The 22,049-nt window shown below is 60.4% G+C and carries 20 protein-coding genes; 19 read left to right on the forward strand and 1 reads right to left on the reverse strand.

The genetic code is table 11. The features are described from left to right. Nucleotides 1-47 precede the first annotated feature (47 nt). The 18 genes from AB4N73_RS24040 (at nt 48) to AB4N73_RS24125 (ending at nt 20,152) form a co-directional block, all read left to right on the forward strand. Complete coding sequence (locus AB4N73_RS24040; RefSeq protein ID WP_256584330.1) at nt 48-173, forward strand: hypothetical protein; 126 nt, start codon at nt 48-50, stop codon at nt 171-173. Then, a complete protein-coding gene (gene glnE, locus AB4N73_RS24045; protein WP_095180994.1) occupies nt 170-3,109 on the forward strand; it encodes a bifunctional [glutamate--ammonia ligase]-adenylyl-L-tyrosine phosphorylase/[glutamate--ammonia-ligase] adenylyltransferase in 2,940 nt (979 codons plus the stop codon). Before AB4N73_RS24040 ends, glnE begins: the two co-directional genes overlap by 4 nt. A 310-nt stretch (nt 3,110-3,419) precedes the next feature. Further along, on the forward strand, nt 3,420-4,454 hold the full coding sequence (waaF, locus tag AB4N73_RS24050) for a lipopolysaccharide heptosyltransferase II (protein WP_095180992.1): 1,035 nt from the start codon (nt 3,420-3,422) through the stop codon (nt 4,452-4,454). Between the two features lies 1 nt (nt 4,455). Next, nucleotides 4,456-5,517 carry a lipopolysaccharide heptosyltransferase RfaC gene (gene rfaC, locus AB4N73_RS24055; RefSeq protein WP_095180991.1) on the forward strand — a complete coding sequence of 354 codons (1,062 nt, stop codon included), beginning with the start codon at nt 4,456-4,458 and terminating at the stop codon, nt 5,515-5,517. Beyond that, on the forward strand, nt 5,517-6,638 hold the full coding sequence (locus tag AB4N73_RS24060; RefSeq protein ID WP_310219249.1) for a glycosyltransferase family 4 protein: 1,122 nt from the start codon (nt 5,517-5,519) through the stop codon (nt 6,636-6,638). The genes rfaC and AB4N73_RS24060 overlap by 1 nt, the downstream gene beginning before the upstream one ends. Continuing rightward, nucleotides 6,638-7,444 (forward strand): lipopolysaccharide core heptose(I) kinase RfaP, encoded by an 807-nt coding sequence (rfaP, locus tag AB4N73_RS24065; RefSeq protein ID WP_056787471.1) that lies wholly within the window; start codon nt 6,638-6,640, stop codon nt 7,442-7,444. The genes AB4N73_RS24060 and rfaP overlap by 1 nt, the downstream gene beginning before the upstream one ends. After that, complete coding sequence (locus AB4N73_RS24070; protein ID WP_041477623.1) at nt 7,444-8,178, forward strand: lipopolysaccharide kinase InaA family protein; 735 nt, start codon at nt 7,444-7,446, stop codon at nt 8,176-8,178. Before rfaP ends, AB4N73_RS24070 begins: the two co-directional genes overlap by 1 nt. Continuing rightward, the gene (locus tag AB4N73_RS24075) at nt 8,175-8,927 is read left to right on the forward strand and encodes a lipopolysaccharide kinase InaA family protein (RefSeq protein WP_460142631.1); all 753 of its coding nucleotides are present in this window, start codon (nt 8,175-8,177) and stop codon (nt 8,925-8,927) included. Before AB4N73_RS24070 ends, AB4N73_RS24075 begins: the two co-directional genes overlap by 4 nt. Then, nucleotides 8,927-10,378, forward strand: coding sequence for a lipopolysaccharide kinase InaA family protein (locus AB4N73_RS24080; protein WP_252868684.1), 1,452 nt, complete (start codon nt 8,927-8,929; stop codon nt 10,376-10,378). The genes AB4N73_RS24075 and AB4N73_RS24080 overlap by 1 nt, the downstream gene beginning before the upstream one ends. Nucleotides 10,379-10,558: 180 nt before the next feature. After that, nucleotides 10,559-10,888: a YceK/YidQ family lipoprotein gene (locus AB4N73_RS24085; protein ID WP_370593503.1), complete on the forward strand. Its 330-nt coding sequence runs from the start codon at nt 10,559-10,561 to the stop codon at nt 10,886-10,888. Next, nucleotides 10,848-11,747: a DUF3800 domain-containing protein gene (locus AB4N73_RS24090; RefSeq protein WP_460142632.1), complete on the forward strand. Its 900-nt coding sequence runs from the start codon at nt 10,848-10,850 to the stop codon at nt 11,745-11,747. Before AB4N73_RS24085 ends, AB4N73_RS24090 begins: the two co-directional genes overlap by 41 nt. Nucleotides 11,748-11,972: 225 nt before the next feature. Further along, nucleotides 11,973-13,730: a carbamoyltransferase family protein gene (locus AB4N73_RS24095; protein WP_024011327.1), complete on the forward strand. Its 1,758-nt coding sequence runs from the start codon at nt 11,973-11,975 to the stop codon at nt 13,728-13,730. Next, nucleotides 13,714-14,844: a glycosyltransferase gene (locus AB4N73_RS24100; RefSeq protein WP_460142633.1), complete on the forward strand. Its 1,131-nt coding sequence runs from the start codon at nt 13,714-13,716 to the stop codon at nt 14,842-14,844. The genes AB4N73_RS24095 and AB4N73_RS24100 overlap by 17 nt, the downstream gene beginning before the upstream one ends. After that, the gene (locus AB4N73_RS24105) at nt 14,844-15,740 is read left to right on the forward strand and encodes an antimicrobial resistance protein Mig-14 (RefSeq protein ID WP_460142634.1); all 897 of its coding nucleotides are present in this window, start codon (nt 14,844-14,846) and stop codon (nt 15,738-15,740) included. Before AB4N73_RS24100 ends, AB4N73_RS24105 begins: the two co-directional genes overlap by 1 nt. 8 nt (nt 15,741-15,748) lie before the next feature. Beyond that, on the forward strand, nt 15,749-17,149 hold the full coding sequence (locus AB4N73_RS24110) for a PIG-L deacetylase family protein (protein WP_460142635.1): 1,401 nt from the start codon (nt 15,749-15,751) through the stop codon (nt 17,147-17,149). An 81-nt stretch (nt 17,150-17,230) separates the two neighbouring features. Next, the gene (locus AB4N73_RS24115) at nt 17,231-18,187 is read left to right on the forward strand and encodes a glycosyltransferase (RefSeq protein ID WP_460142636.1); all 957 of its coding nucleotides are present in this window, start codon (nt 17,231-17,233) and stop codon (nt 18,185-18,187) included. Nucleotides 18,188-18,241: 54 nt separating this feature from the next. Further along, on the forward strand, nt 18,242-19,003 hold the full coding sequence (locus tag AB4N73_RS24120; RefSeq protein WP_056787489.1) for a hypothetical protein: 762 nt from the start codon (nt 18,242-18,244) through the stop codon (nt 19,001-19,003). Nucleotides 19,004-19,057: 54 nt separating this feature from the next. Then, nucleotides 19,058-20,152, forward strand: coding sequence for a glycosyltransferase family 4 protein (locus tag AB4N73_RS24125; RefSeq protein WP_375123031.1), 1,095 nt, complete (start codon nt 19,058-19,060; stop codon nt 20,150-20,152). Here AB4N73_RS24125 and AB4N73_RS24130 read toward each other — a convergent pair. Continuing rightward, a complete protein-coding gene (locus tag AB4N73_RS24130) occupies nt 20,147-20,713 on the reverse strand; it encodes a lipopolysaccharide kinase InaA family protein (RefSeq protein ID WP_224787295.1) in 567 nt (188 codons plus the stop codon). The genes AB4N73_RS24125 and AB4N73_RS24130 overlap by 6 nt on opposite strands. A gap of 150 nt (nt 20,714-20,863) precedes the next feature. Between AB4N73_RS24130 and AB4N73_RS24135 the strand changes: the two genes are divergently transcribed. Continuing rightward, entirely contained in the window at nt 20,864-22,036 is a 1,173-nt protein-coding gene (locus tag AB4N73_RS24135) for an O-antigen ligase family protein (protein WP_095180985.1), read from the forward strand. Nucleotides 22,037-22,049 lie beyond the last annotated feature (13 nt).

Raw genomic sequence — 22,049 nt, forward strand, 5'->3', positions numbered from 1 at the left:
TAATCGTTAAGGCGGGTCGATTTCCATCCGAATAAGGTGAAAGTTTGATGCTGGATGCCAAAGAAGAAGAAATTTCAGCTATTTCTAACTTTTGTTCGACAGTCCTTCACGTAGCGGGTTTTCATCATTCACTACAAGCGGCCCTTATTACGCCGATCAAGGATAGACCATGACCCTGCCCGTGCTTGCCGAACTGCCCGCCATTCTCCTGCCGTTGGTCAGCCGATCCGAGCAGTCGTTCCGTACGTCCGTCGCCGCCCTTGAAGACGATCACGGCCTGTCGAACTGGACGTCGGAGCGCTGGGCGCAATTCGCCCGCGTCAGCGCCGCCAGCGAATTTGTCATTGAACAGAGCATTCGTGACCCTTTGATGTTGCTGTCGCTGGTGGCGTCCGGCGAACTTGATCGGGCGTTCGCGCCCGGCGAACTGTGCGCACAGATCGCCGCCGCCGTGAACTGCGCGCAGAGCGAAGACGAAGTCGGCCGCGCCTTGCGCCGTCAGCGTGCACGGCATCAGGTGCGGATCATCTGGCGCGACCTGACCCGTCAGGCCGATCTGGTGCAGACCTGCCGTGACCTCTCGGACATGGCCGACGCCACCATCGATCAGGCTTATCAATGGCTGTACAGCCGCCATTGCGAGCAATTCGGCACACCCACCGGCCGGCGCAGCGGTGAGCCGCAGCAGATGGTCATCCTCGGCATGGGCAAACTCGGCGCGGTCGAGCTGAATCTGTCTTCCGATATCGACCTGATCTTCGCCTACCCCGAAGGCGGCGAAACCGTCGGCGTGAAACGCTCGCTGGATAATCAGGAATTCTTCATCCGCCTCGGCCAGCGTCTGATCAAGGCCCTCGATCCGATGACCGTCGACGGCTTCGTGTTTCGCGTCGACATGCGCCTGCGCCCCTACGGATCGTCCGGCGCGCTGGTGCTCAGCTTCAATGCGCTGGAGCAGTATTACCAGGATCAGGGCCGCGACTGGGAACGCTACGCGATGATCAAGGCGCGGGTGGTGGCTGGCGATCAGGTTGCCGGCGCGCAGTTGCTCGACATGCTGCGGCCGTTCGTCTACCGCCGTTACCTGGATTTTTCGGCGATCGAAGCGCTGCGCACCATGAAGCAGCTGATCCAGCAGGAAGTGCGGCGCAAAGGCATGGCCGACAACATCAAGCTCGGCTCCGGCGGCATTCGTGAAGTCGAGTTCATCGCTCAGGCCTTTCAGTTGATCCACGGGGGCCGCGATCTGAGCCTGCAACAGCGTCCTCTATTAAAGGTGTTGAGCACGCTGGAAGGGCAGGGCTATCTGCCGCCGGCGGTGGTCAGTGAACTGCGCGAGGGTTACGAGTTTCTGCGTTACACCGAACATGCCATTCAAGCGATTGCCGACCGTCAGACGCAGATGCTGCCGGACAGCGCGCAGGATCAGGCGCGGATCGCCTTCATGCTGGGTTTCGCCGATTGGCCGGCGTTCCACCAACAGCTGATGTACTGGCGCGGGCGCGTAGCCTGGCATTTCGCCCAGGTGATCGCCGATCCCGACGAAGAAGAGGGCGGCGAAAGCGAAGTGGTGGTCGGTGGCGAATGGCTGCCGCTGTGGGAGGAAGAACAGGACGAAGAGGCCGCGTGCCGACAGTTGCAGGAGGGAGGTTTCGTCGATGCCGGCAAAGCCCTGAAAGCGCTGGCCGGTTTGCGTGGCAGTCCGCAATTGCGCGCGATGCAGCGGCTGGGGCGCGAGCGTCTCGATGCTTTTATTCCGCGACTGCTCGCGCAAGCGGTGGAGCATGAAAATCCCGATCTGGTACTCGAGCGCGTGCTGCCGCTGGTGGAGGCGGTGGCGCGGCGTTCGGCGTATCTGGTTTTGCTCACGGAAAACCCCGGCGCGCTGCGCCGCCTGCTGACTTTGTGTGCGGCGAGCCCGTGGATTGCCGAGCAGATCACGCGCTTCCCGCTGCTGCTCGACGAATTGCTTAACGAGGGCCGGCTGTTCAAGCCGCCGCTGGCGCCGGAACTGGCGGCCGAGTTGCGCGAACGCCTGACGCGAATTCCCGAAGACGACCTCGAGCAGCAAATGGAAGCCCTGCGCCATTTCAAACTGGCGCACCGCTTGCGCGTCGCCGCCTCGGAAATCGCCGGCAGTCTGCCGTTGATGAAAGTCAGCGATTACCTGACCTGGCTGGCCGAGGCGATTCTCGAACAAGTGCTGGCCCTGGCTTGGCGGCAGACCGTGGCCAAGTACGGCACGCCGCTGCGCACCGACGGCACGCTGTGCGATCCCGGCTTCATCATTGTCGGTTATGGCAAAGTCGGCGGTATCGAATTGGGGCATGGTTCCGATCTGGATCTGGTGTTCATCCATGACGGCGATCCGCAGGCGGAAACCGACGGGCCGAAATCCATCGACGGCGCGCAGTTCTTCACGCGCCTGGGGCAGCGGATCATTCATCTGCTCACAGCGCAGACCAATTCCGGCCAGCTGTATGAAGTGGATATGCGCCTGCGGCCGTCCGGCGCTTCCGGGCTGTTGGTGAGCTCCCTCGGCGCATTCGCGCGCTATCAGGAAAACGAAGCCTGGACGTGGGAGCATCAGGCCTTGGTGCGCGCGCGCGTGCTGGTGGGCAGTCAGGATGTTGGCCAGGCTTTTGAAAAAGTCCGCGCGCAGGTGTTGGGCAAACCACGGGATCTGGCCAAACTGCAACAGGAAGTCAGCGAGATGCGCGCCAAGATGCGCGATAACCTCGGCACCCGCAGCACCGCAGCCGGCACGGCGGCGAATGCGTTCGACGCGGGCGTGCCGTTCGACCTCAAGCAGGACGCCGGAGGTATCGTCGATATTGAATTTATGGTGCAATACGCGGCCCTGGCGTGGTCGCACAGCCATCCGCCGCTGCTGCGCTGGACCGATAACATCCGCATTCTGGAAGAGCTGGAACACGAAGGGCTGATGCCCGCAGAAGATGCCAGTCTGTTGCGCGAGGCCTACAAAGCCTATCGCTCCGCCGCCCACCGGCAGGCCTTGCAGAAGGACGCCGGGGTAATACCGGGCGACCAGTTTGCCGACGAACGCCGGCAGGTTTTGCGGATATGGAAAGAGATGGGGCTAAGCTGAAAAAGCGCCAATGAAGACAATGAGATTCAAAAGGTGGGAGCGAGCCTGCTCGCGAACGCGGAGTGTCAGTCAACAGCAATGTTGAACGTGCCGGCCCCTTCGCGAGCAGGCTCGCTCCCACAGTGATCTGCGCTGAGCGCAGTAATGTGAACAGATGCAAAACAATGTAGGAGTGAGCCTGCTCGCGATAGTGGAGTGACAGTCGACAGTCATGTTGAAGGAAATGACCCATCGCCAGCAGCGCCGCTTCCACAATGATTATCGAGGCGGGGAGGCGTAAATGCCTCCCCGGTTCGTTTTTGGAAACCACATGAATATTCTGATCGTTGGGCCCAGTTGGGTCGGTGACATGGTGATGGCGCAGACACTGTTTCAGTGTCTCAAGCAGCGCCACCCGCAATGCGCAATCGACGTGCTGGCGCCCGAATGGAGCCGGCCGATCCTTGAGCGCATGCCCGAAGTGCGCAAGGCCTTGAGCTTCCCGCTCGGCCACGGCGCGCTGGAACTGGCGACACGCCGACGCATCGGCAAGTCCCTGCGCGGTCAGTACGATCAGGCGATCCTGCTGCCCAACTCGCTGAAGTCGGCGCTGGTGCCGTTTTTCGCCGGCATCCCGAAACGCACTGGCTGGCGCGGCGAATTCCGCTATGGCCTGCTCAACGACGTGCGCACTCTCGACAAAGAACGCTACCCGCTGATGATCGAGCGCTTCATGGCCTTGGCCTATGAAGCCAACGCCGAGCTGCCGAAGCCCTACCCGCGCCCGAGTCTGCAAATCGACCCGGTGACCCGCGAGGCGGCACTGGTCAAGTTCGGCCTGAGCCTTGATCGCCCGGTCCTGGCCCTGTGCCCCGGCGCCGAGTTTGGCGAATCCAAGCGCTGGCCGTCCGAGCATTACGCCAAGGTCGCCGAAGCGCGCATCCGCGAAGGCTGGCAGGTGTGGCTGTTCGGCTCGAAAAACGATCACGCGGTCGGTGAAGATATCCGCGCACGTTTGATCCCGGGCCTGCGCGAAGAATCGGTCAACCTCAGCGGCGGCACCTCGCTGGCCGAGGCCATTGACCTGCTGTCCTGCGCCGATTCCGTTGTGTCCAATGACTCCGGCCTGATGCACGTCGCTGCGGCATTGAATCGTCCGCTGGTCGCGGTATACGGCTCGACCTCGCCGGGCTTCACCCCGCCGCTGGCTGAGCAGGTCGAGATCGTGCGCCTGGGCATCGAATGCAGCCCGTGCTTTGATCGCACTTGCCGGTTCGGCCATTACAACTGCCTGCGTCAGTTGATGCCGGAAGCGGTCAACGATGCCTTGCAGAAGTTGCAGGGCTCCGTGGTCGAGGTTCATTAACTTGCGGGTATTGTTGATCAAGACCTCATCGCTGGGCGACGTGATTCACGCGTTGCCGGCGCTGACCGATGCTGCACGCGCGATCCCGGGGATCAAGTTCGACTGGGTGGTGGAAGAGGGCTTCGCCGAGATTCCGAGCTGGCACCCGGCGGTCGATAAAGTGATTCCGGTGGCGATCCGCCGCTGGCGCAAGAATCTTTGGAAAACCATCACCAGCGGCGAGTGGAAACGCTTCAAGCAAAGCGTGCGCGCCAATAAATACGATCTGGTGATCGATGCCCAAGGCCTGCTGAAAAGTGCCTGGCTGACCCGCTACGTCAAAGCCCCGGTGGCCGGCCTCGATAAAACCTCGGCCCGCGAGCCGATGGCTGCGCGCTTCTACGATCGCAAGCTCGCCGTCGCCCGTGGTCAGCACGCCGTCGAACGCGTGCGCCAGTTGTTCGCCATTGCCTTGGGTTACGACCTGCCCAAAGGCCTCGGCGATTACGGCCTCAACGTTGAACGACTGGTCGAGTTGCCGCGCAAGAACGCCTACGTGGTGTTCCTCCACGGCACCACTTGGGACACCAAGCACTGGCCGGAAATCTACTGGCGCGAGCTGACCGAGCGGGTCGGCTACCTCGGCGTTGGCGTGAAGCTGCCGTGGGGCAACCCGCAGGAAAAGGCCCGCGCCGAACGCATCGCTGCCGGCTTCAAACACGCCGAAGTGCTGCCGAAACTCAATCTGGCCGGCGTCGGCAAAGTCCTCGCCGGCGCGCAAGCCTGCGTGGCGGTGGACACCGGGCTCGGCCATCTGGCCGCTGCGCTGGATGTACCGACGATTTCGTTGTTCGGCCCGACCAACCCGGGCCTCACCGGCGCCTACGGCAAGCTGCAGATTCATCTGGCCAGCGACTTCCCGTGCGCGCCCTGCATGCAGAAAAAATGTACCTATCAACCGACCGCGCAGGATGCCCGTCAGTTTGACCTGAAACGCGAGCAGCCTTTGTGCTTCACGCGTGTGAACCCCGAGCGTGTCGCCAGCCGACTGAGCACGTTGTTAATGGCTGAGGAGCTGCGCTGATGCAATTGGCATTTGTCCTGTACAAATATTTCCCGTTCGGTGGCTTGCAGCGCGACTTCATGCGCATCGCTCTCGAATGCCAGAAGCGCGGCCATCAGATTCGCGTCTACACGCTGATCTGGGAAGGCGACGTGCCGCCGGGTTTCGAAGTGCTGGTGGCGCCGGTCAAAGCGTTCTTCAACCACCGTCGCAACGAAAAGCTCAGCGCGTGGATGGCAGCGGATCTGGCCAAGCGTCCGGTCGATCGCTTGATCGGCTTCAACAAGATGCCGGGCCTGGACGTCTACTACGCCGCCGACGGCTGCTTCGAAGACAAGGCGCAGAACCTGCGCAACTCGCTGTACCGCCGTTGGGGCCGCTATCGCCACTTCGCCGAGTATGAGCGCGCGGTGTTCGCCAAGGACGCGAAGACCGAAGTGCTGATGATTTCCGAAGTGCAGCAGCCGCTGTTCATCAAGTATTACGACACGCCGCTCGAGCGCTTCCACCTGCTGCCGCCGGGCATTGCCCAGGACCGTCGGCGGCCGGCGGATGCCGATGAAATCCGCGCCGGGTTCCGCGCGGAATTCAATCTCAAGGACGACGACCTGCTGCTGGTGCAGATCGGCTCCGGCTTCAAGACCAAGGGTGTCGATCGCAGCCTCAAGGCGCTGGCCGCGCTGCCGGCCGAGTTGAGAAAACGCACCCGGCTGTTTGTAATCGGCCAGGATGACCCCAAATTGTTCCAGATGCAGAGTGCGACGCTGGGCATGGGCGACAATGTGACCTTCCTCAAAGGCCGCAGCGATATCCCGCGTTTCCTGCTCGGTGCCGACCTGTTGATTCACCCGGCCTACAACGAAAACACTGGCACCGTGCTGCTTGAAGCACTGGTGGCCGGTTTGCCGGTGCTGGTCAGTGCGGTCTGCGGTTACGCCCATTACATCGCCGAGGCTGATGCCGGGCGAGTGCTGGACGAGCCGTTCGAGCAGGCGCAGCTGACCCGATACCTGACCGAGATGTTGAGCGACGACGCTGCACGGGCGGCCTGGAGCCGCAACGGTCTGGCCTTCGCCGAGACGGCCGACCTCTACAGCATGCCGCAGCACGCGGCGGATGTGATTCTGGCGGAGCACGCTTAATGAAGTTGATGCTGGCTGAACCGTTCAAAAGCCTTTGGGCCGGACGCGACCCGTTCGCCGAAGTCGAAGGCTTGCAGGGCGAGGTGTACCGCGAGCTGGAAGCGCGCCGGACATTGCGCACGGAAGTCGACGGCAACGGGTTTTTTGTGAAAATCCACCGTGGCATCGGCTGGGGCGAGATCTTCAAGAACCTGCTGACCGCCAAGCTGCCGGTGCTCGGCGCGGGTCAGGAGTGGAAAGCCATTCAGCGTCTGCAGGAAGCCGGCGTGCCGACCATGACTGCCGTCGCCTACGGCGAGAAAGGCAGCAACCCGGCGGATCAGCATTCGTTCATCGTCACCGAAGAACTCGCGCCGACCATCAGCCTCGAAGACTTCAGCATTGACTGGGTCAAGCAGCCGCCGGAGCCAACACTCAAGCGCGCGCTGATTGCTGAAGTCGCGCGGATGACCGGGATGATGCACCGCGCCGGGGTCAATCACCGCGACTGCTACATCTGCCATTTTCTGCTGCACACCGACAAACCGGTCACACCGCAGGATTTCAAACTCTCGGTGATTGACCTGCATCGAGCCCAGACCCGCGCAAAGATCACTCAGCGCTGGCGCAACAAGGATCTGGCGGCGCTGTACTTCTCCGCGCTGGACATCGGCCTGACCCGCCGCGACAAACTGCGTTTCCTCAAAGGCTATTTCCAGCAACCGCTGCGGCAGATTCTGGCGGAAGAAGCGCCATTGCTGAGCTGGCTGCAAGGCAAGGCCGACAAGCTCTACGAGCGTAAACAGCGTTATGGGGATGCGCTCTGATGGCGGGTTGGACACTTGAGCCGCAGTACGGCGAACTCGCCGAAGATTTCGGCAGCCTCGAAGCCGTATTTGCCTTGCAGGGCGAACGCCTGACCCGCGATCCGCTGTCGGAGGTGGTTCGGGTGCAGCGCGACGGCGTCAATTATTACGTCAAACGCTACGTCGGCGCCGGTAAGGGCCTGCGCCGTTACCTCGGCAAGCCGCGCGTAAAAATGGAATGGCAGAACCTCAAGCGCTTCGCCAAGTGGGGCATCCCCACTGCCGAGGTGGTGGCCTGGGGGCTGGAGCGGCGGGGCGCGGCCTATGATCGGGGTGCGATGATCACCCGTGAGCTGCCCAATACCGAAGACCTTTCGGCACTGGCCGAGCGCAAGGATCCCAGGCTCAAGGATCGCGCCTGGGTCGACGGTGTCAGCCAGCAATTGGCCGGTTACACCCGGACCATGCACGACCATCGGTTTACGCATAACGATTTGAAATGGCGCAATCTGCTGATCGACGATCAGGCGCGCATCTTCCTCATCGACTGCCCCAACGGCGAATTCTGGCGCGGCTTCTGGCTCAAGTACCGGATCACCAAGGACCTCGCCTGTCTCGACAAACTGGCCAAATATCACCTGTCCAACACCCAGCGTCTGCGCTTCTACAAGCAGTATCGCCAGTGTGATCGGCTCGATGTCGCCGACAAGAAGCGGATTCGCCACGTGGTGAGATTTTTTGAGGGGCGCGAATGACTGATTTTCTTGCCGAACAGGACCGCGCACTGCTGGAGCGCCACGGTCTCGGCAATTTCGATGCACTGTGGGCCAAACAGCTTGAAGCTGTGGATGAGCCCAACACTGCCGGTGGCGGCTGGAGCAGCGTGTTCCGTCTCGATCTTGAGGGCCAGGGCTATTACCTCAAGCGCCAGAGCAATTATCTGACCCGAACTTTGCAGGCGCCGTTTGGCGAGCCAAGCTTTGCCCGCGAATTTCGCAACATCAGCCGTTATCGCAAGCTGGGCATACCGGCGTTGCAGGCGGCGTTTTTCGGTGAGCGCAAGGTCGCTGGGGAAGTACGCGCCATTCTGCTTACGCGCGCCCTGGATGGCTGGAGCGACCTGGATTCGTTGCTGACGTGCTGGGCGCAGCTCAGTGCCGCTCAGCATTCGGCGATTCTCAAGGCTTGCGGGCTGCTGGCGCGGCGGCTGCACGGCGCGCGTCAGGTGCATGGCTGTTTCTATCCCAAACATATTTTCCTGCGCGCCACCGGCGACGGCTATGAGGCGCAGCTGATCGATCTGGAGAAAACCCGGCCGTTGCTGTTCGGCATGCGTGATCGGGTCAAGGATCTGGAACCGTTGCAACGGCGAGCGCCGCAATGCAGCGAGGCAGACTTGCGCCAGTTGCTCGCGGCTTATCTCGATCAGCCGACTGACAGCTCGCTGCTCGACAGCTGGCTGAGCCGACTGACAGCGCGGCGCAGCCACAAGGAGACCCGCTGATGCAATTGTCCGAGCTGGCCCGGGCCGGGCGTACCCCCTCACTGCCGCTGACCGTGACCCTGGCGGACGCCGCCGGTGTTGCGGATTTGCAGTTGCTGAGCCTGCTGCGGGTGTTGCCCGGGCAGCGCTATGTTGGCGCCGGCGTCTGGCGCGGTCGGCCGGTATTGGCCAAGTTGCTGGTCGGCAGCAAGGCCGCCCGGCATTTTCAGCGGGAGCTGGACGGTGTGCGCCTGCTCGCTGCGCAAGGTCTGACCACGCCGCTGCTGTTGGCCGATGGACTGAAAGACGGTGAGGGTGGCTGGCTGCTGTTCGAATTCCTCGAGGGCGCCGAGAGCCTCGGTGATGCCTGGGCCGAGGTCGAGTCTCTGCCGGCACTGGCCGATGAGCAGACCGCCGTTCTGGCCGAAGCGCTTGACGCTATCGGTCGGATGCATGGCAAAGGACTCTGGCAGGAGGATCTGCACCTGGACAATCTGCTGCGTCACGGCGGTCAGTTGTACCTGATCGATGGCGCCGGAGTTCGTGCGGAAGCTGCGGGCCAGCCACTGTCCCGACAAAAAGTGCTGGAAAATCTCGGGGTGTTTTTCGCTCAGCTTCCGAAGTCACTCGAGCCGTTCACCGAAGAGTTGCTGGTCTATTACCTGTTGAGCAACAGCGAACATGCTTTGCCGCTGGAGGCGTTGCAGAAACAGATCGACAAGGTGCGCAGTTGGCGGCTCAGGGATTATCTGAACAAGGTCGGCCGTGAATGCACGCTGTTCGCCGTGCAGCGCGGTGCATTTGTCCTGCGCGCCGTTCGCCGTGAAGAAGCAGCGGCCATGCTGCCGGTGCTTGATCAGGCCGACGCCTTGCTTGATCGGGGGCATCTGTACAAGACCGGCGGCGCGGCCAGCGTCGGCAGAGTCGAGGTGGCCGGGCGAGCTCTGGTTATCAAACGCTACAACATCAAGAATTTCGCCCATTGGCTCAAGCGCTTCTGGCGCCCGAGCCGGGCCTGGCATTCGTGGCGTGAAGGCAATCGCCTGGCGTTCCTGGGCATCGCCACGCCGAAACCGCTGGCGGTACTGGAAAAGCGTTTTTTGTGGCTGCGCCGCAGTGCCTATCTGGTCACCGAGTTCCTGCCCGGGCCGGACATCATCGAGCGCTTTGCGCCGTACGTGGAAAATGGCCAGGCACCGGAAGCCGAGTTGCTGGCGCTTGATCAATTGTTTGCCCGATTGATCGCCGAGCGCATCAGTCATGGCGACTTCAAAGGCCACAACCTATTCTGGCAGGCGGATCGCTGGGCGCTGATCGACCTCGACTCCATGTGTCAGCACTCATCGGTCGGCAGTTTTGCCCCAGCTTACGCCCGCGATCGCGCGCGGTTCATGCGCAACTGGCCTGAAAGCAGCGCGTTGTACCAGGTCATTGATCAGCGGTTGCCGAAAGAAGTCTCCAGCGCAGGGTGATTCCTTCTCACGAGCAGACTCGTTCTTGCAAAGGACCTGGTCCACTGCGAAACGGAGTCTGTGGGCAGTAGCGGACAAAATACAGCGATCTGTCCTACAACTTCTCCAGAAGCCATGAACTGTGCCCTGCTCGGGCTCGATGCTAATTTGCCTGACGATCTCGGAGGGCGAATCTTGAGCATGAAAAAAATTCTGACGCTGGGCGTAATGTCTGCAGTTCTCTCAGGCTGTGGCAGTGTCTCGACCGTTTTGCAGGGCGACGCCGATGCTGCCCGTGACCTGCGCAAAAAGAAGACCTACTGCCAATCGATTCCGCGCATCTACAGTGGCCTGGCCTTCGATTTTTGCACGCTGAATGCGCCGCCTGATCCTACGGGCATGCTGGCGCCCTTTGTGTTGCTTGATCTTCCTCTGTCCGCCGTGTTCGATACCGTTTCCTTGCCCTATACGATTTACCGGCAAATCGAGGATGGCAATCTCAGTATCTATTGGCGTCCCAATCGCGGGTGACGTTGTGCAGTTTTCTCGTTTTGAAAATCGGGGCGAGGTGCGCGAGGTTCTTGAAGGCGTAGAGCCTCAGCACGCCGACGCGAGATACAGTGACTTCGTCATTTATGTTGATGAAAGCGGTGATCACGGAATGCAGCGGTTGGACCCTTACTATCCGATTTTCGTACTCGCCTTTTGTGTGTTTCATAAGCGCCACTATTGCGAAAAGGTCATCCCAGCGGTTCAGAAGTTCAAGTTCAATCACATGGGACATGATCTGATCGGGCTGCATGAGCTTGAGATTAGAAAAGAAAAAGGCGCTTTCTCTAGTTTGTTTACCTCAAAGGCGCACAAGCATGCGTTTCTTGCCGAATTGACCGGCATCATTGAGGCCAGCAATTTCGTTTTGATCAGCTGTGTCATCGATAAGGCTCCACTCTGCGAGAAGCAGGGTTCTCTAGAGAATCCGTATCATCTGGCGCTCGGCTTCTGTCTTGAAACTTTGTACGATTTTTTATCTGAGAAGGGTCAGCACCGCGCATCAACACATGTGATTTTTGAACGCCGAGGAAAGCGGGAAGATAACGAGTTGGAGCTAGAGTTTCGCAGAATGTGCGGTGGTGCCAATCGAATGGGCGTGCAACTGCCGTTCGAAATAGTCTTCGCCACAAAGCAGGTCAATTCCACCGGCTTACAGCTGGCTGATCTTGTTGCGAGACCCATTGGTATGAGTGTTTTGAGAGCGGGTCAGGAAAATCGCGCTTTCGAGGTGCTCAAACGCAAGTTTTATTGCAGCGGTGGGCGCATAAACGCTGGAGAAGGTTTCGAAAATTGGGGCTTGAAGATTTTCCCGCCTCCAAAAAGCGAAAAGCCCCGGTGATCTCACCGAGGCATTAGCGCCGACCGGGATCCCCCAGTCCATTTGAGTTGGAGTCTATTGCGACGTCCAAAGCCTGTCAACGTGGCGACTGCCTGTTCCTGCTAGAGGCTTGCGGGCGCTTTTACGCTATAATCCCGCCCTTTAGCTGCCACTCGCCCTGTGCGAGGGCACATCAATTTTCAAGGCGCATCGCGCCTGCATGCAGACTAAAGAGGCTAGACCCCTGTGGCATTGACGATTCTTGGCCTGTCCGGCGCCCTTAGCCATGATCCTTCCGCAGCCTTGTACATCGACGGCAAGCTGGTCGCGGCGGCTGAGGAAGAGCGCTTCGTACGCGATAAACATGCAAAGAACCGCATGCCCTACGAATCGGCGAAATTCTGCCTCGAGCAAGCCGGCATCAAACCGTCCGACGTTGACGTGGTGGCGATTCCTTTCGCCCCGATCAGCCTGTTCGGCAAGGCCCGCTGGCACTACGCCAAGCGCTACTGGTACGCCCCGGATCGTGCTCTCGATGCGATCCTGATGGGCAACCGTCGCTACAAGCGCTATCGCAACAAGATCGTCTGGTGCCTCGAGCAACTGGGCTTCGATCCGAAGAAAATCAAGATCGAGCCGGTCGAGCATCACCTGGCTCACGCCTCCAGTGCTTATCACTGCTCCGGTTTCAAGGAAAAAACCGCAATCCTCGGCATCGACGGTAAAGGCGAATACGCCACGACCTTCTTCGGTTACGGCGAAAACGGCAAGATCCACAAGATCAAGGAATTCTTCGACCCGGATTCCCTCGGTGGTCTGTACGGTGCGATCACCGAATTCCTCGGTTTCGAGATGCTCGACGGCGAGTTCAAGGTCATGGGCATGGCGCCATATGGCGATGCCAGCAAGTACGATTTCTCGCGTCTGGCCTCGTTCGAAAATGGCGAGCTGGTGATCAACACCGACTACGCCAACGTGATCGGCCTGCGTCGCTATAAAGAGAAGGGCAAGGGTTTCTACTTCTCGCCGAAGCTGATCGAGTGGCTGGGTCCGAAGCGCGAAGGCGACATCGCCGACGAGCCGTACATCCACTACGCCGCGAGCATGCAAGCGCTGTTCGAGAAGCTCGCGCTGCAGATGATCGACCACTATCTGGGCGACGTGCTCAAGGAAACCGGCAAACTGGCTTTCGCTGGTGGCTGTGCGTTGAACGTCAAGCTGAACCAGAAAATCATCGCTCGCGACGACATCAAAGAGCTGTTCGTACAGCCTGCGTCCGGCGATGCCGGCACCGCAGTCGGCGCTGCCGCTTACGTGTCGCACGCCCGTGGCGTACCGGTCGAGAAGATGGAACACGTCTACCTCGGCCCGTCGTACAGCAACGAGGACGTGATTGCCGCGTGTGCCCGGCACGAGAACAAGCCGACCTGGCGCAAGCTCGACAACATGCCGGAGCAGATCGCCCAGATCATGGTCGATGGCAACCCGGTCGCCTGGTTCCAGGGCCGTATGGAATTCGGTCCGCGCGCGTTGGGTGGTCGTTCGATCATCGGTTGCCCGAGCGTGGCCGGTGTCGCCGACCGCATCAACCATCAGATCAAGTTCCGCGAGCGCTGGAGGCCTTTCTGCCCGTCGATGCTCGACACCGTCGCTCCACAGATGATCAAGATCGATCACCCGGCGCCGTTCATGACCTTCACCTTCGAAGTCGCCGAAGAATGGAAAACCCGCGTGCCGGAAGTCGTTCATGAGGACGGTACTTCCCGTGCCCAGGTGCTCAAGCGCGAATACAACCCGCGCTACTACGACATGATGAAGGCGCTGGAAAACCTCACCGGTAACGGCGTGTCGCTGAACACTTCGCTCAACCGTCGTGGCGAACCGATGATCTGCTCGCCGACCGACGCGCTGAACATGTTTTTCGGCTCGGATCTGCAGTACCTGATCATGGAAGATATTCTGGTGGTCAAAGAGGGCGCCAACGCTTATGACTCGCTCGGCTGAACGCCATGTGCTGCAGTTCTGTCACGGCTATGACGGGCCGTTCCTGGACTGCGCGCGGCAGTACGCCAGCCTGTTTGCCGGCACCGGCTATCGGGTGACCACGGTGTTTCTGACCGGGGCCGCCGATAGCGAGGTGGCCGCAGCGTGTGCTTCCGATGAAGTGTTGTTCATGGAGTACAGCTCCAAGGCCATTCGTGGCCTGAAACTGGGGGCTATCGGCGATCTGCGCAAGATCGTCGCCTCACGCAATTTCAGTCTTTGCATCGCCCATCGCTTCAAGCCGATCTATATCGCCTTGCTCGGCACATCGCTGCCGGTCATTGGTGTGCACCACGCGTTCGGCGATTACCAGCGAGGGACGCGCAAGTTGTTCGCGCATATTTTTCGCCAGCGCCTGAGCCTTCTCGGCGTGTCGGATGCAGTGCGTGACGACATGCGACGCTGCCTGCCGAAATGGCCGGCAAGCCGAATCCAGACGTTGTACAACCGCATCGATGTGCCTGCACTGCAAGCCCGTCAGGTACCTTCCGAAGAAGCGCGGCAGATCCTCGGGCTGTCGCCGGATGCCTGGATTGTCGGTAACGTCGGCCGCCTGCACCCGGACAAGGATCAGGCCACGTTGCTGCACGGGTTTGCCCAAGCGCTGCCAGGCCTGCCGGCCAACAGTCAGCTGGTCATTCTCGGCAGTGGTCGCCTGGAGCAGGATCTGAAGGGGCTGGCCCGTGAGCTGGGCATTGCCGACCGAGTGCTGTTTCTCGGTCAGGTGCCCGATGCGCGCAATTATTTCCGCGCCTTCGATGTGTTCGCCTTGAGCTCCGATCATGAACCGTTCGGCATGGTCTTGCTGGAGGCCATGGCCGCCGGCTTACCGTTGCTGGCCACCGCGTGCGGCGGGGCGCAGGAAGTGGTGGAGGGTGTGGGCATTCTGTTTCCATTGGGCGATGCCGAGCATCTGGCTCAGGGGCTGCAACATCTGGCCGCGATGGATGCGCAGCAGCGTCGTCAATGTGCGCAGATGATGCTCGAGCGACTGCATGAGCGTTTCTCCGACCGTGCGGTGCGCGAGACCTTCTGGCGCCTGCCGCCAGTTACCGATCTGGCAACGAGGGGCTGATGCTCAACCGATTTCAAGGCTGGCGCGAACGTGGCTGGTCGCCCGTTGACGCCTCGACCTACGCCACTGCCTGGCAACGTTATGGCGGCAGTGTCGCTACACATCCGATGGTATGCGAGCGCCTGGCGGACCTGGCCGGGATCCCGGTGCGTTATCTGGCCTGGCAGCAGCAGGGCGAGGTTAAAGCCGCCATCGCTACCTGGGGACGCGACCTGGCGTTGTCCAAGGACGTGCTCAAACGCAACGGCAAGAAAGGCCTGTTCGACCTCGGCAATGCCGAGCTGATCCTGCCAGCCGCCGTCGATGCCCAGGCACCGCTGCGGCATCGGGCGCGCTATCTGTCGGCACTCAACGAAGGCCGTTTCAGTGGTCTGAAGTTGCAGGCTGAACAACTGGCCATGGCCCGCACGCCGGAAGAATTGTCGAAAAAGTTCCGCTACAACCAGCGTCGAGAGCTGCGTCTGCTGGAAGAAGCGGGCGGTGTGGTGCGAGCGGTCAGCGAGTTTTCCAGCGTTGAGCTGGCCGCGATGTACTGCGATCTGTTTCAGCGCCGTTGGGGCTTTCCGGCGACCGGCGCGGCGCGCATGGCCGAGGTCATCGAGTTGCTGCGCGAGTTGCTGATCGGCTCGGTCATTTTCCTCAACGATGCGCCGATTGCGATTCAATTGGTCTACCGCGTTGAGGCGGCAGAATGGATCAGTGTCGAATACGTGAATGGCGGTGTGGATCCCGAAACCCGCGAGTTCAGCCCCGGCAGCGTGCTGAGTTTTCTCAATACGCAAAGCGCCTGGGAACACGCACGGGCACTCGGCAAGCCGCTGCGTTTTTCATTCGGTCGCGCTGACCGTGAATACAAGGACCGCTGGTGCAACCCTGTGCCAGTGTTCACCGTATGAGTCAGACCATGAGCCGCAAACAGCAATTGCTCAAGCGCCATCGACGCAACAAGCGCGTGGCTGTGTTGGTCGCGCTGGCCGCCATCATCGCGCTGAGCGTGCTGGTCGCCTGGTGGCTGGCGCCGGTGTTGCTGGTTGGCGGCTGGATCGCCCATGAGGCGTGGTTTGCCGATCATCTGTTCTACGCGCCCGGTGACGATTACCAATACACCTTCCCGCCCTATACGCCGCAGCCGAAGACTCATCTGCACGGCGAGCAACTGCGTCTGGATGAAGGGGTGATGCTGGCTGACGAAGCCGTTCTGATTCTGGCTGTACAGGTCAAAAGCACTTGGCTGGGACGTTTTCTTGATCCTTTCATCGAATTGTCGGGTGGCGCCAATCCTGACGTACAGACTTTTGAACGCGGTGTCGGCGGCCTGCGCTATCTGAACCTGAGCTGTCAGGCGCAAGCGTTGTCCGAAGGAGTATTGCGTCTGCGCGGCCGTTTCTGTCGAGTGTCGGGCGAGCCGGTACTGTGGGCGCTGGAACACGCTGATTATCGTCGCCAGCGGGTCATGGTCATTGCCCCTCACGCCGACGATGCGGAGCTGGCGGCGTTCGGGTTGTACAGTCAGGCCGATGAAGCCTGGATCGTCACCCTGACCGCTGGCGAAATCGAGGCCGAACATTATCAGCAGATGGGCATGAGCAAGGTCGACGCCGCGCGGCTGAAGGGACGCTTGCGCGCCTGGGACAGCCTCACCGTACCGCAATGGGCCGGTGTCCCCCAGGAACGCTGCGTGCAGTTGGGCTATTTCTGCCTGCAACTGGCCGCGATGCGGGACAAGCCGGAGCAACCGGTGGGTTCGCGCGAAGCGGATTTGAGCGATACCCGTCTGTTCCGTCAATTCAATCGGTTTGTTCTGCCAAGTGACGCCGATGGCGCGCCGACCTGGAACAATCTGCTGGCCGATCTGCGCGAAACAATGCTGCGCGCGCGTCCGGACGTTATCGTGCTGCCGCATCCGACGCTGGACCCGCACCCCGACCACATCTGTGCGCAGCAGGCTGTGCTTGAAGTGTTGGGGGGGCTGGACTGGCAGCCGACGCTGCTCGGTTATGCCAACCATCTGCACGATAACGACCGGTGGCCGATGGGCAATAGTGGCGATGGCGTGGCGCTGCCGCCAGCCTTTGATGCTGGCGTGCCGGTGCAGCCTGTATGCCTGACGTTGTCCGTGGATCAGCAGCGTGACAAGGCAATGGCTCTGGGCATGATGCATGACCTGCAGCCGCCCGCGCCGTTCAAGCGTCGCTTGCGTCGAAGCTTGCAGCGATTGCTGGCTGGGCGCGCGGGTTCGCCTTATGGCGAAAACGAATTTTTCCGCAAGGCGGTTCGGCGACATGAACTGTTCTGGCGTTTGTAGCGACACAGGCGCCCGCGCAAGACTTTCTTGCGGGCGGGCATGTTCAGGTTTGCTCGGGTTGCTGTTGCGGCAAGGAAGACAATGAAAGTTCTATTTCTGGTGCAGAAAGATCAACGGGCCATTCTCGATCGTTTGTATGAGGGTGTCGCCGCCCATTGTGAGTGCGATCTGCGCTGGTTGAGCGGTGACGAGCAGCGCAATCTGCGGCGATATTTCCGCCGCGAAGTCGATGTTACCCGCTATGACCGCATCGTGTTTTTCCTGCGCTTCAAGCAGGAGATCCGGCAGGTCGGGTTTATCCGCACTATCCCCAATCTGGTGATTCTGGAGCACGATGCCTATCAGAATTACATCCCCTGCAAGTACACCGGCAAGTTCAGTGCGCATTATCGGCGTTTGCCGTGGGCACGGGTGATCAGTTCCGGTTTCGTGGTGGCCGAGCGCCTGCGCTCGGAGGGCTTCGACGCCGTGTTCGTGCCCAAGGGCTACGATCAGACGCAATTGCAGGACCTGGGGCGCGAGCGGGATATCGAACTTGCCTTCGTCGGCAGTACCAACAGTGTGGCCTACAGCGGTCGCAAGGCACTGCTGGATGAACTGGGCCAGGTCGAGCCGCTGCTGGTGACGCGGACCAAGTCCGGGGCTGAATACCTGGAAACGCTCAACCGTATCCGCTTTTTTGTCAGCGCGGACGTGGGCATGGGCGAGTTCATGATCAAGAACTTCGAAGCCATGGCTTGCGGCTGCGTCCTGCTGGCCTATGATCAAGGCGCCGCCGAAGCTGCGGCGCTGGGTTTGCAGGACATGCACAACGTGGTGTTCTATCAGACGATCGCGCAGTTGCAGGAAAAGCTGGCCACGCTGCGCGAGGATCCGCAACTGGCGCAACGCATCGCTGACAACGGTCGCGAACTGGCGGTGGAGCAGTTCAGCTTCGCGCGGATCGGTCAGCGCATCGTTGAAGAACTTGAGCCGCCGTTGCGTGATCGGGCGCCGCTGAGTCTGCTGGAAAAAATCCGCCTGAAAGTGGGCATTTGACAAGTGTCATATAGCCAGTGATATTGCTGGCGACTTCTGATTAACGAGATATCGGTGCAATTTTCCAAAGAAAGCCAGATTACATTGGTGGTTACCAGCTGCGGTCGACTCGATCTGCTCAAGGCCACTCTCGATAGCTTCGACCGGTACAACACGGCACCCATTCGTGAAGTGTTCATCACCGAAGATGCCGGCGACGAAGGCGTTGCCGGGATTCTGCCTGCCCACTGGAAAGAACATTGCACGGTCTTCGTCAATCGTCCGAAGCTGGGCCAGTTGGCATCGATCGACCTGGCCTACGGACACGTCAGCACCCCCTACATTTTTCATTGCGAAGATGATTGGGAGTTCTATCGTCCGGGGTTCGTCGAAGACTCGATGACCATTCTGCAAGCGCGGCCGGAAATTCTGCAGATCTGGTTGCGCAGCTATAATCACGATCTGCGTGTTCACAGCCCATACATCCATTTGGGCGCGCGCGAGATTGTCGATGGCGTCGCGTGTTATCCGCTGATTTCCGACAAGCCGGAGTGGCAGGGGTTCTCGCTGAACCCGGGGTTGCGCCGACTCGAGGATTATCGGTTGTGTGCGCCTTTCGCCGGACACGGTGGCGAGAAGGCCTTGTCACAGCGCTACTCGCAACTGAACAGGGAGGCCTTGATACTCGAGGCAGACGCGGTCATGCACACCGGTTTTGGTCTGCATGTGCAAACGGATGTCGAGCGTGAACGCAAAGCGCGCCGCAATCGCCGCGAGCAGATTAAATTTGCCTTGTTTCTGTTGCTGGGAGTCTGCATTGGCTGGTTCATCAACTGAGTTCGAGTACGCCGCAGCTTGTCCCCGCAAATCCGTGCAACGGCTTTCTGCCCGATGAATATTCTCAATATCATGTGGGCCGGTGGCGCTCCGTTCGCATCAATCCATAAAGTGCATCAGCAAATACTCTCTCAGGCGGCACCGTCGGCGGTGGTCAAAACCTGGCTCCTCCAGGGGCAGGGAGCCGAGTGCGGCGTGGATGTCGGTGAGGTCCGGGAGTGGCAGTTATCGTCAGCGCGCCTGAAGGGCCGGCATTTCTGGCGTTTTGCCAAACCCGTGATGCGGGCGAGGTTTCGCCAGGCGCTCGTGGACAGTGACGCTCGATTGCTGCTGCTGGACGGCATGGGCGTTGCCCGCACGTTATTGCCGGTCCTCAAGAAGCTGCCGTATATCCGCGCGGTAGTGATTTTCCACGGTTCGGCGCGATTGAATGCCGGCGACCAGGCTCTATTCCAGGCAATCCCTGCGTCCCAGCTGAAACTGGTTGCCGTTTCCAGCACTCTCGCCGATTCACTGGCCCGCGATCTGCAGATGCCTGTCACCCCGTTGCGAAGTGCGTTCGATCCGGAAGCGTTTCGTGCTGACCTGTTCACCCGCGAGCAAGCCCGGACACGGTTGGGGTTGCCGCAAGGCGATACGCCGGTATTGGGCGCGGTAGGGCGGCTGGTCTCCGAGAAGGGGTTCGGTTATTTGCTGGATGCCTTTGCCGCAGCACTCGACAGCCGCCCGGACTTGCGCCTGGTCATTATCGGCGAAGGCTCCAAACGCGCGGCGCTGGAGCAGCGCATCGACGCGCTTGGCTTGCACGACAAGGTCTTGCTGACCGGGCATCTGAACGAAGCAGCGCAGCTTTATCGTGCGTTCGACTGGGTTGCGATCCCTTCGCTGGAAGAGGGCCTCGGTCTGGTCATGCAGGAAGCGGTGATGGCCGGCGTACCGGTGTTGTGCAGCGATCTGGAGGTGTTCAGCGAACAACTGGGCAGCGCTGGCTGGTATGCCCCGGTCAATGACACAAAGGCCTGGTCCGAGACCATCGACCGCGCCTTCGGTGCCTCATCTCAAGCGATCAATGCCGAGCAGTACCGGATGCTTTCACCGGACGAGGCCTGGGCGAACTTCAGCCAGGCTGCCCGCGCATTGTTTTCATGACGACAAGACCGCGCGCTCAAGTGCCTGCATCGGAAAGCTGTCGTTCAGCTTTTCGCGCGCAATATAGCGTGCGAAGTGTTGCAGGTTGCGTTTGATCAAGCGCTTTGGCAACGGTCCGCGGGTGAAGCGCATGTCGGCGACATCGATCAGGCCCATGCGGTTGTCTGGTGTGACGACGATGTTGCCAAGATGCAGGGAGCGGAAATAGATGCCCGAGCGGTGCAGGCTGCGTATCAGCTCGGCCAGATCCGGCAATGCCTGAGTCCAGTTGAAACCTTGTTTTGCGGCGATCTGGCGCAGCGTTTGCCCGGGCAGAGGCTCATACAGCACGGCGGTCATGCCTGGTTTCTCAAGGCGAAAGAACTGGAGGATCTGCAGCGTCGGTACGCCGAGTTTGTGCAGCTCGACGGCGTTGTCGATGAATCGCTTCGAGTAGGGGCGAAACAAGGCGGATGAAAAAAACCTTTTGCGACGAAACAGTTTGAGAATTTTCCCATCCTGCAGCAGGTAGACTTTCGGCCCATAGCTGTCCGCTTCCAGAACTTTGGCGGCGTCGATCATTTGGTCTAGAGCGGCTTGTGAGAGCCGGGAGCATCGCATCGTAGGAAGCCTTGTCGAAAGTGCGGGGTGTAGTAGCGGGCAATGATGCCGAAAAGTTTCGATTTTAACCATGCCGCGTCGCATGGGCGAACCCTTGTCAGGAGCAGATTGATGCAGGAAACACGCTGGGCGCAACTATGGATGGCGATGGGGCTCTTGTGGTTTTTACTGGCTATTGCCGTAGCGCCCACCAACAAGGTCTACCAGCAGGGGCTGGTGGCTCTCGTCTGGTTGCCGGCGCTAGTGCTGGGCTGGGCTGCGCGGCACCGCGTCAGAGAAGTGCTCCATGAACAACGCTGGATCTACCTGCCATTGCTCGGATTGCTGGTCTGGTCGCTGATCAGTCTGGCATGGACAAACGCACCGGAAACGGGCCGCGAGGCCAAGCGTCTGTTGTATATCGTGGTGTTCCTGCTGTTTTTTCCGGTGTTCGCCAGCGGACGCCCCGAGCGATTGATTCGCCTGATGCAGTGGGGCGGGCTGGGATTGGCAGTAACTGCGCTGGTGGCCATCGTCAGGTTTTACGTCATCGAAGGTAACGCCTGGTCTGCCCGGGTGGAAGGGCTGGGTGAGCTGGCGCATCCGATCCTCGGCGGCTATGTCATCGGCCTGGCGGCGGTGTGGCTGGCCCTGTGGGCGCCGCGTGGCGTGATGTGGCAAGGGGTCTGGACACTGGCGTTGGCGGTGCTGGGTATCTTTGTACTGATGAGTCAGAGTCGAGGCGCGGCGCTGGCGTTGTTTCTGACCATCCTGGCCATGCCGATCTGGTGCCGTGACCGCCACAGCCGAATCGTCGCAGCCGTGGCCCTGGTGGTGGCGATTGTGGCGCTGTGGCTGTTCGAACCGTTGGTGCTGGCGCGCGGAGTTTCCTTTCGTCCGCAGATTCTGATGGCCTCTCTGGATATGATTGCCCAACATCCCTGGGGTGGGTTGGGCCTGGGTGGGGACTACCGGGTTTTCTGGTCGGGCATGACTTTCGATCACGCCCACAATCTGTTCACCCATGTTGCGATCGTACTGGGTCTGCCGGGACTGCTGTTGTGGTCTGCCGTCTGGTTCGCCGTTATTTTCCAAGCGTGGAAAGTTCGAGAAACGCTGTATGCCCGGGGGATCATCGGTATCTGGCTGTTCTCGACACTGGCGATGCAATTCGACGCTGCCAGCCTCACCGGCACCCCGCGCGCCGAGTGGTTCATCAGCTGGCTGCCGTTGGGGCTTGCCAGCGTTTTGGTATGGGCGCGGGCCAATGGCAGCGCTTGTGATAAAATTTCGCGTTCTTCTTAACCAGTGAGCTCTA

The organism is Pseudomonas sp. S3_B08 (genome assembly GCF_054667725.1).

Excerpts from the sequence above, each read along its gene's own strand:
- AB4N73_RS24040 (WP_256584330.1), top strand. The coding sequence starts at position 48 with ATGCTGGATGCCAAAGAAGAAGAAATTTCAGCTATTTCTAACTTTTGT.
- glnE (WP_095180994.1), top strand. The coding sequence starts at position 170 with ATGACCCTGCCCGTGCTTGCCGAACTGCCCGCCATTCTCCTGCCGTTG.
- waaF (WP_095180992.1), top strand. The coding sequence starts at position 3,420 with ATGAATATTCTGATCGTTGGGCCCAGTTGGGTCGGTGACATGGTGATG.
- AB4N73_RS24060 (WP_310219249.1), top strand. The coding sequence starts at position 5,517 with ATGCAATTGGCATTTGTCCTGTACAAATATTTCCCGTTCGGTGGCTTG.
- rfaP (WP_056787471.1), top strand. The coding sequence starts at position 6,638 with ATGAAGTTGATGCTGGCTGAACCGTTCAAAAGCCTTTGGGCCGGACGC.
- AB4N73_RS24070 (WP_041477623.1), top strand. The coding sequence starts at position 7,444 with ATGGCGGGTTGGACACTTGAGCCGCAGTACGGCGAACTCGCCGAAGAT.
- AB4N73_RS24075 (WP_460142631.1), top strand. The coding sequence starts at position 8,175 with ATGACTGATTTTCTTGCCGAACAGGACCGCGCACTGCTGGAGCGCCAC.
- AB4N73_RS24080 (WP_252868684.1), top strand. The coding sequence starts at position 8,927 with ATGCAATTGTCCGAGCTGGCCCGGGCCGGGCGTACCCCCTCACTGCCG.
- AB4N73_RS24085 (WP_370593503.1), top strand. The coding sequence starts at position 10,559 with ATGAAAAAAATTCTGACGCTGGGCGTAATGTCTGCAGTTCTCTCAGGC.
- AB4N73_RS24090 (WP_460142632.1), top strand. The coding sequence starts at position 10,848 with ATGGCAATCTCAGTATCTATTGGCGTCCCAATCGCGGGTGACGTTGTG.
- AB4N73_RS24100 (WP_460142633.1), top strand. The coding sequence starts at position 13,714 with ATGACTCGCTCGGCTGAACGCCATGTGCTGCAGTTCTGTCACGGCTAT.
- AB4N73_RS24105 (WP_460142634.1), top strand. The coding sequence starts at position 14,844 with ATGCTCAACCGATTTCAAGGCTGGCGCGAACGTGGCTGGTCGCCCGTT.
- AB4N73_RS24110 (WP_460142635.1), top strand. The coding sequence starts at position 15,749 with ATGAGCCGCAAACAGCAATTGCTCAAGCGCCATCGACGCAACAAGCGC.
- AB4N73_RS24115 (WP_460142636.1), top strand. The coding sequence starts at position 17,231 with ATGAAAGTTCTATTTCTGGTGCAGAAAGATCAACGGGCCATTCTCGAT.
- AB4N73_RS24125 (WP_375123031.1), top strand. The coding sequence starts at position 19,058 with ATGAATATTCTCAATATCATGTGGGCCGGTGGCGCTCCGTTCGCATCA.
- AB4N73_RS24130 (WP_224787295.1), bottom strand. The coding sequence starts at position 20,713 with ATGATCGACGCCGCCAAAGTTCTGGAAGCGGACAGCTATGGGCCGAAA.
- AB4N73_RS24135 (WP_095180985.1), top strand. The coding sequence starts at position 20,864 with ATGCAGGAAACACGCTGGGCGCAACTATGGATGGCGATGGGGCTCTTG.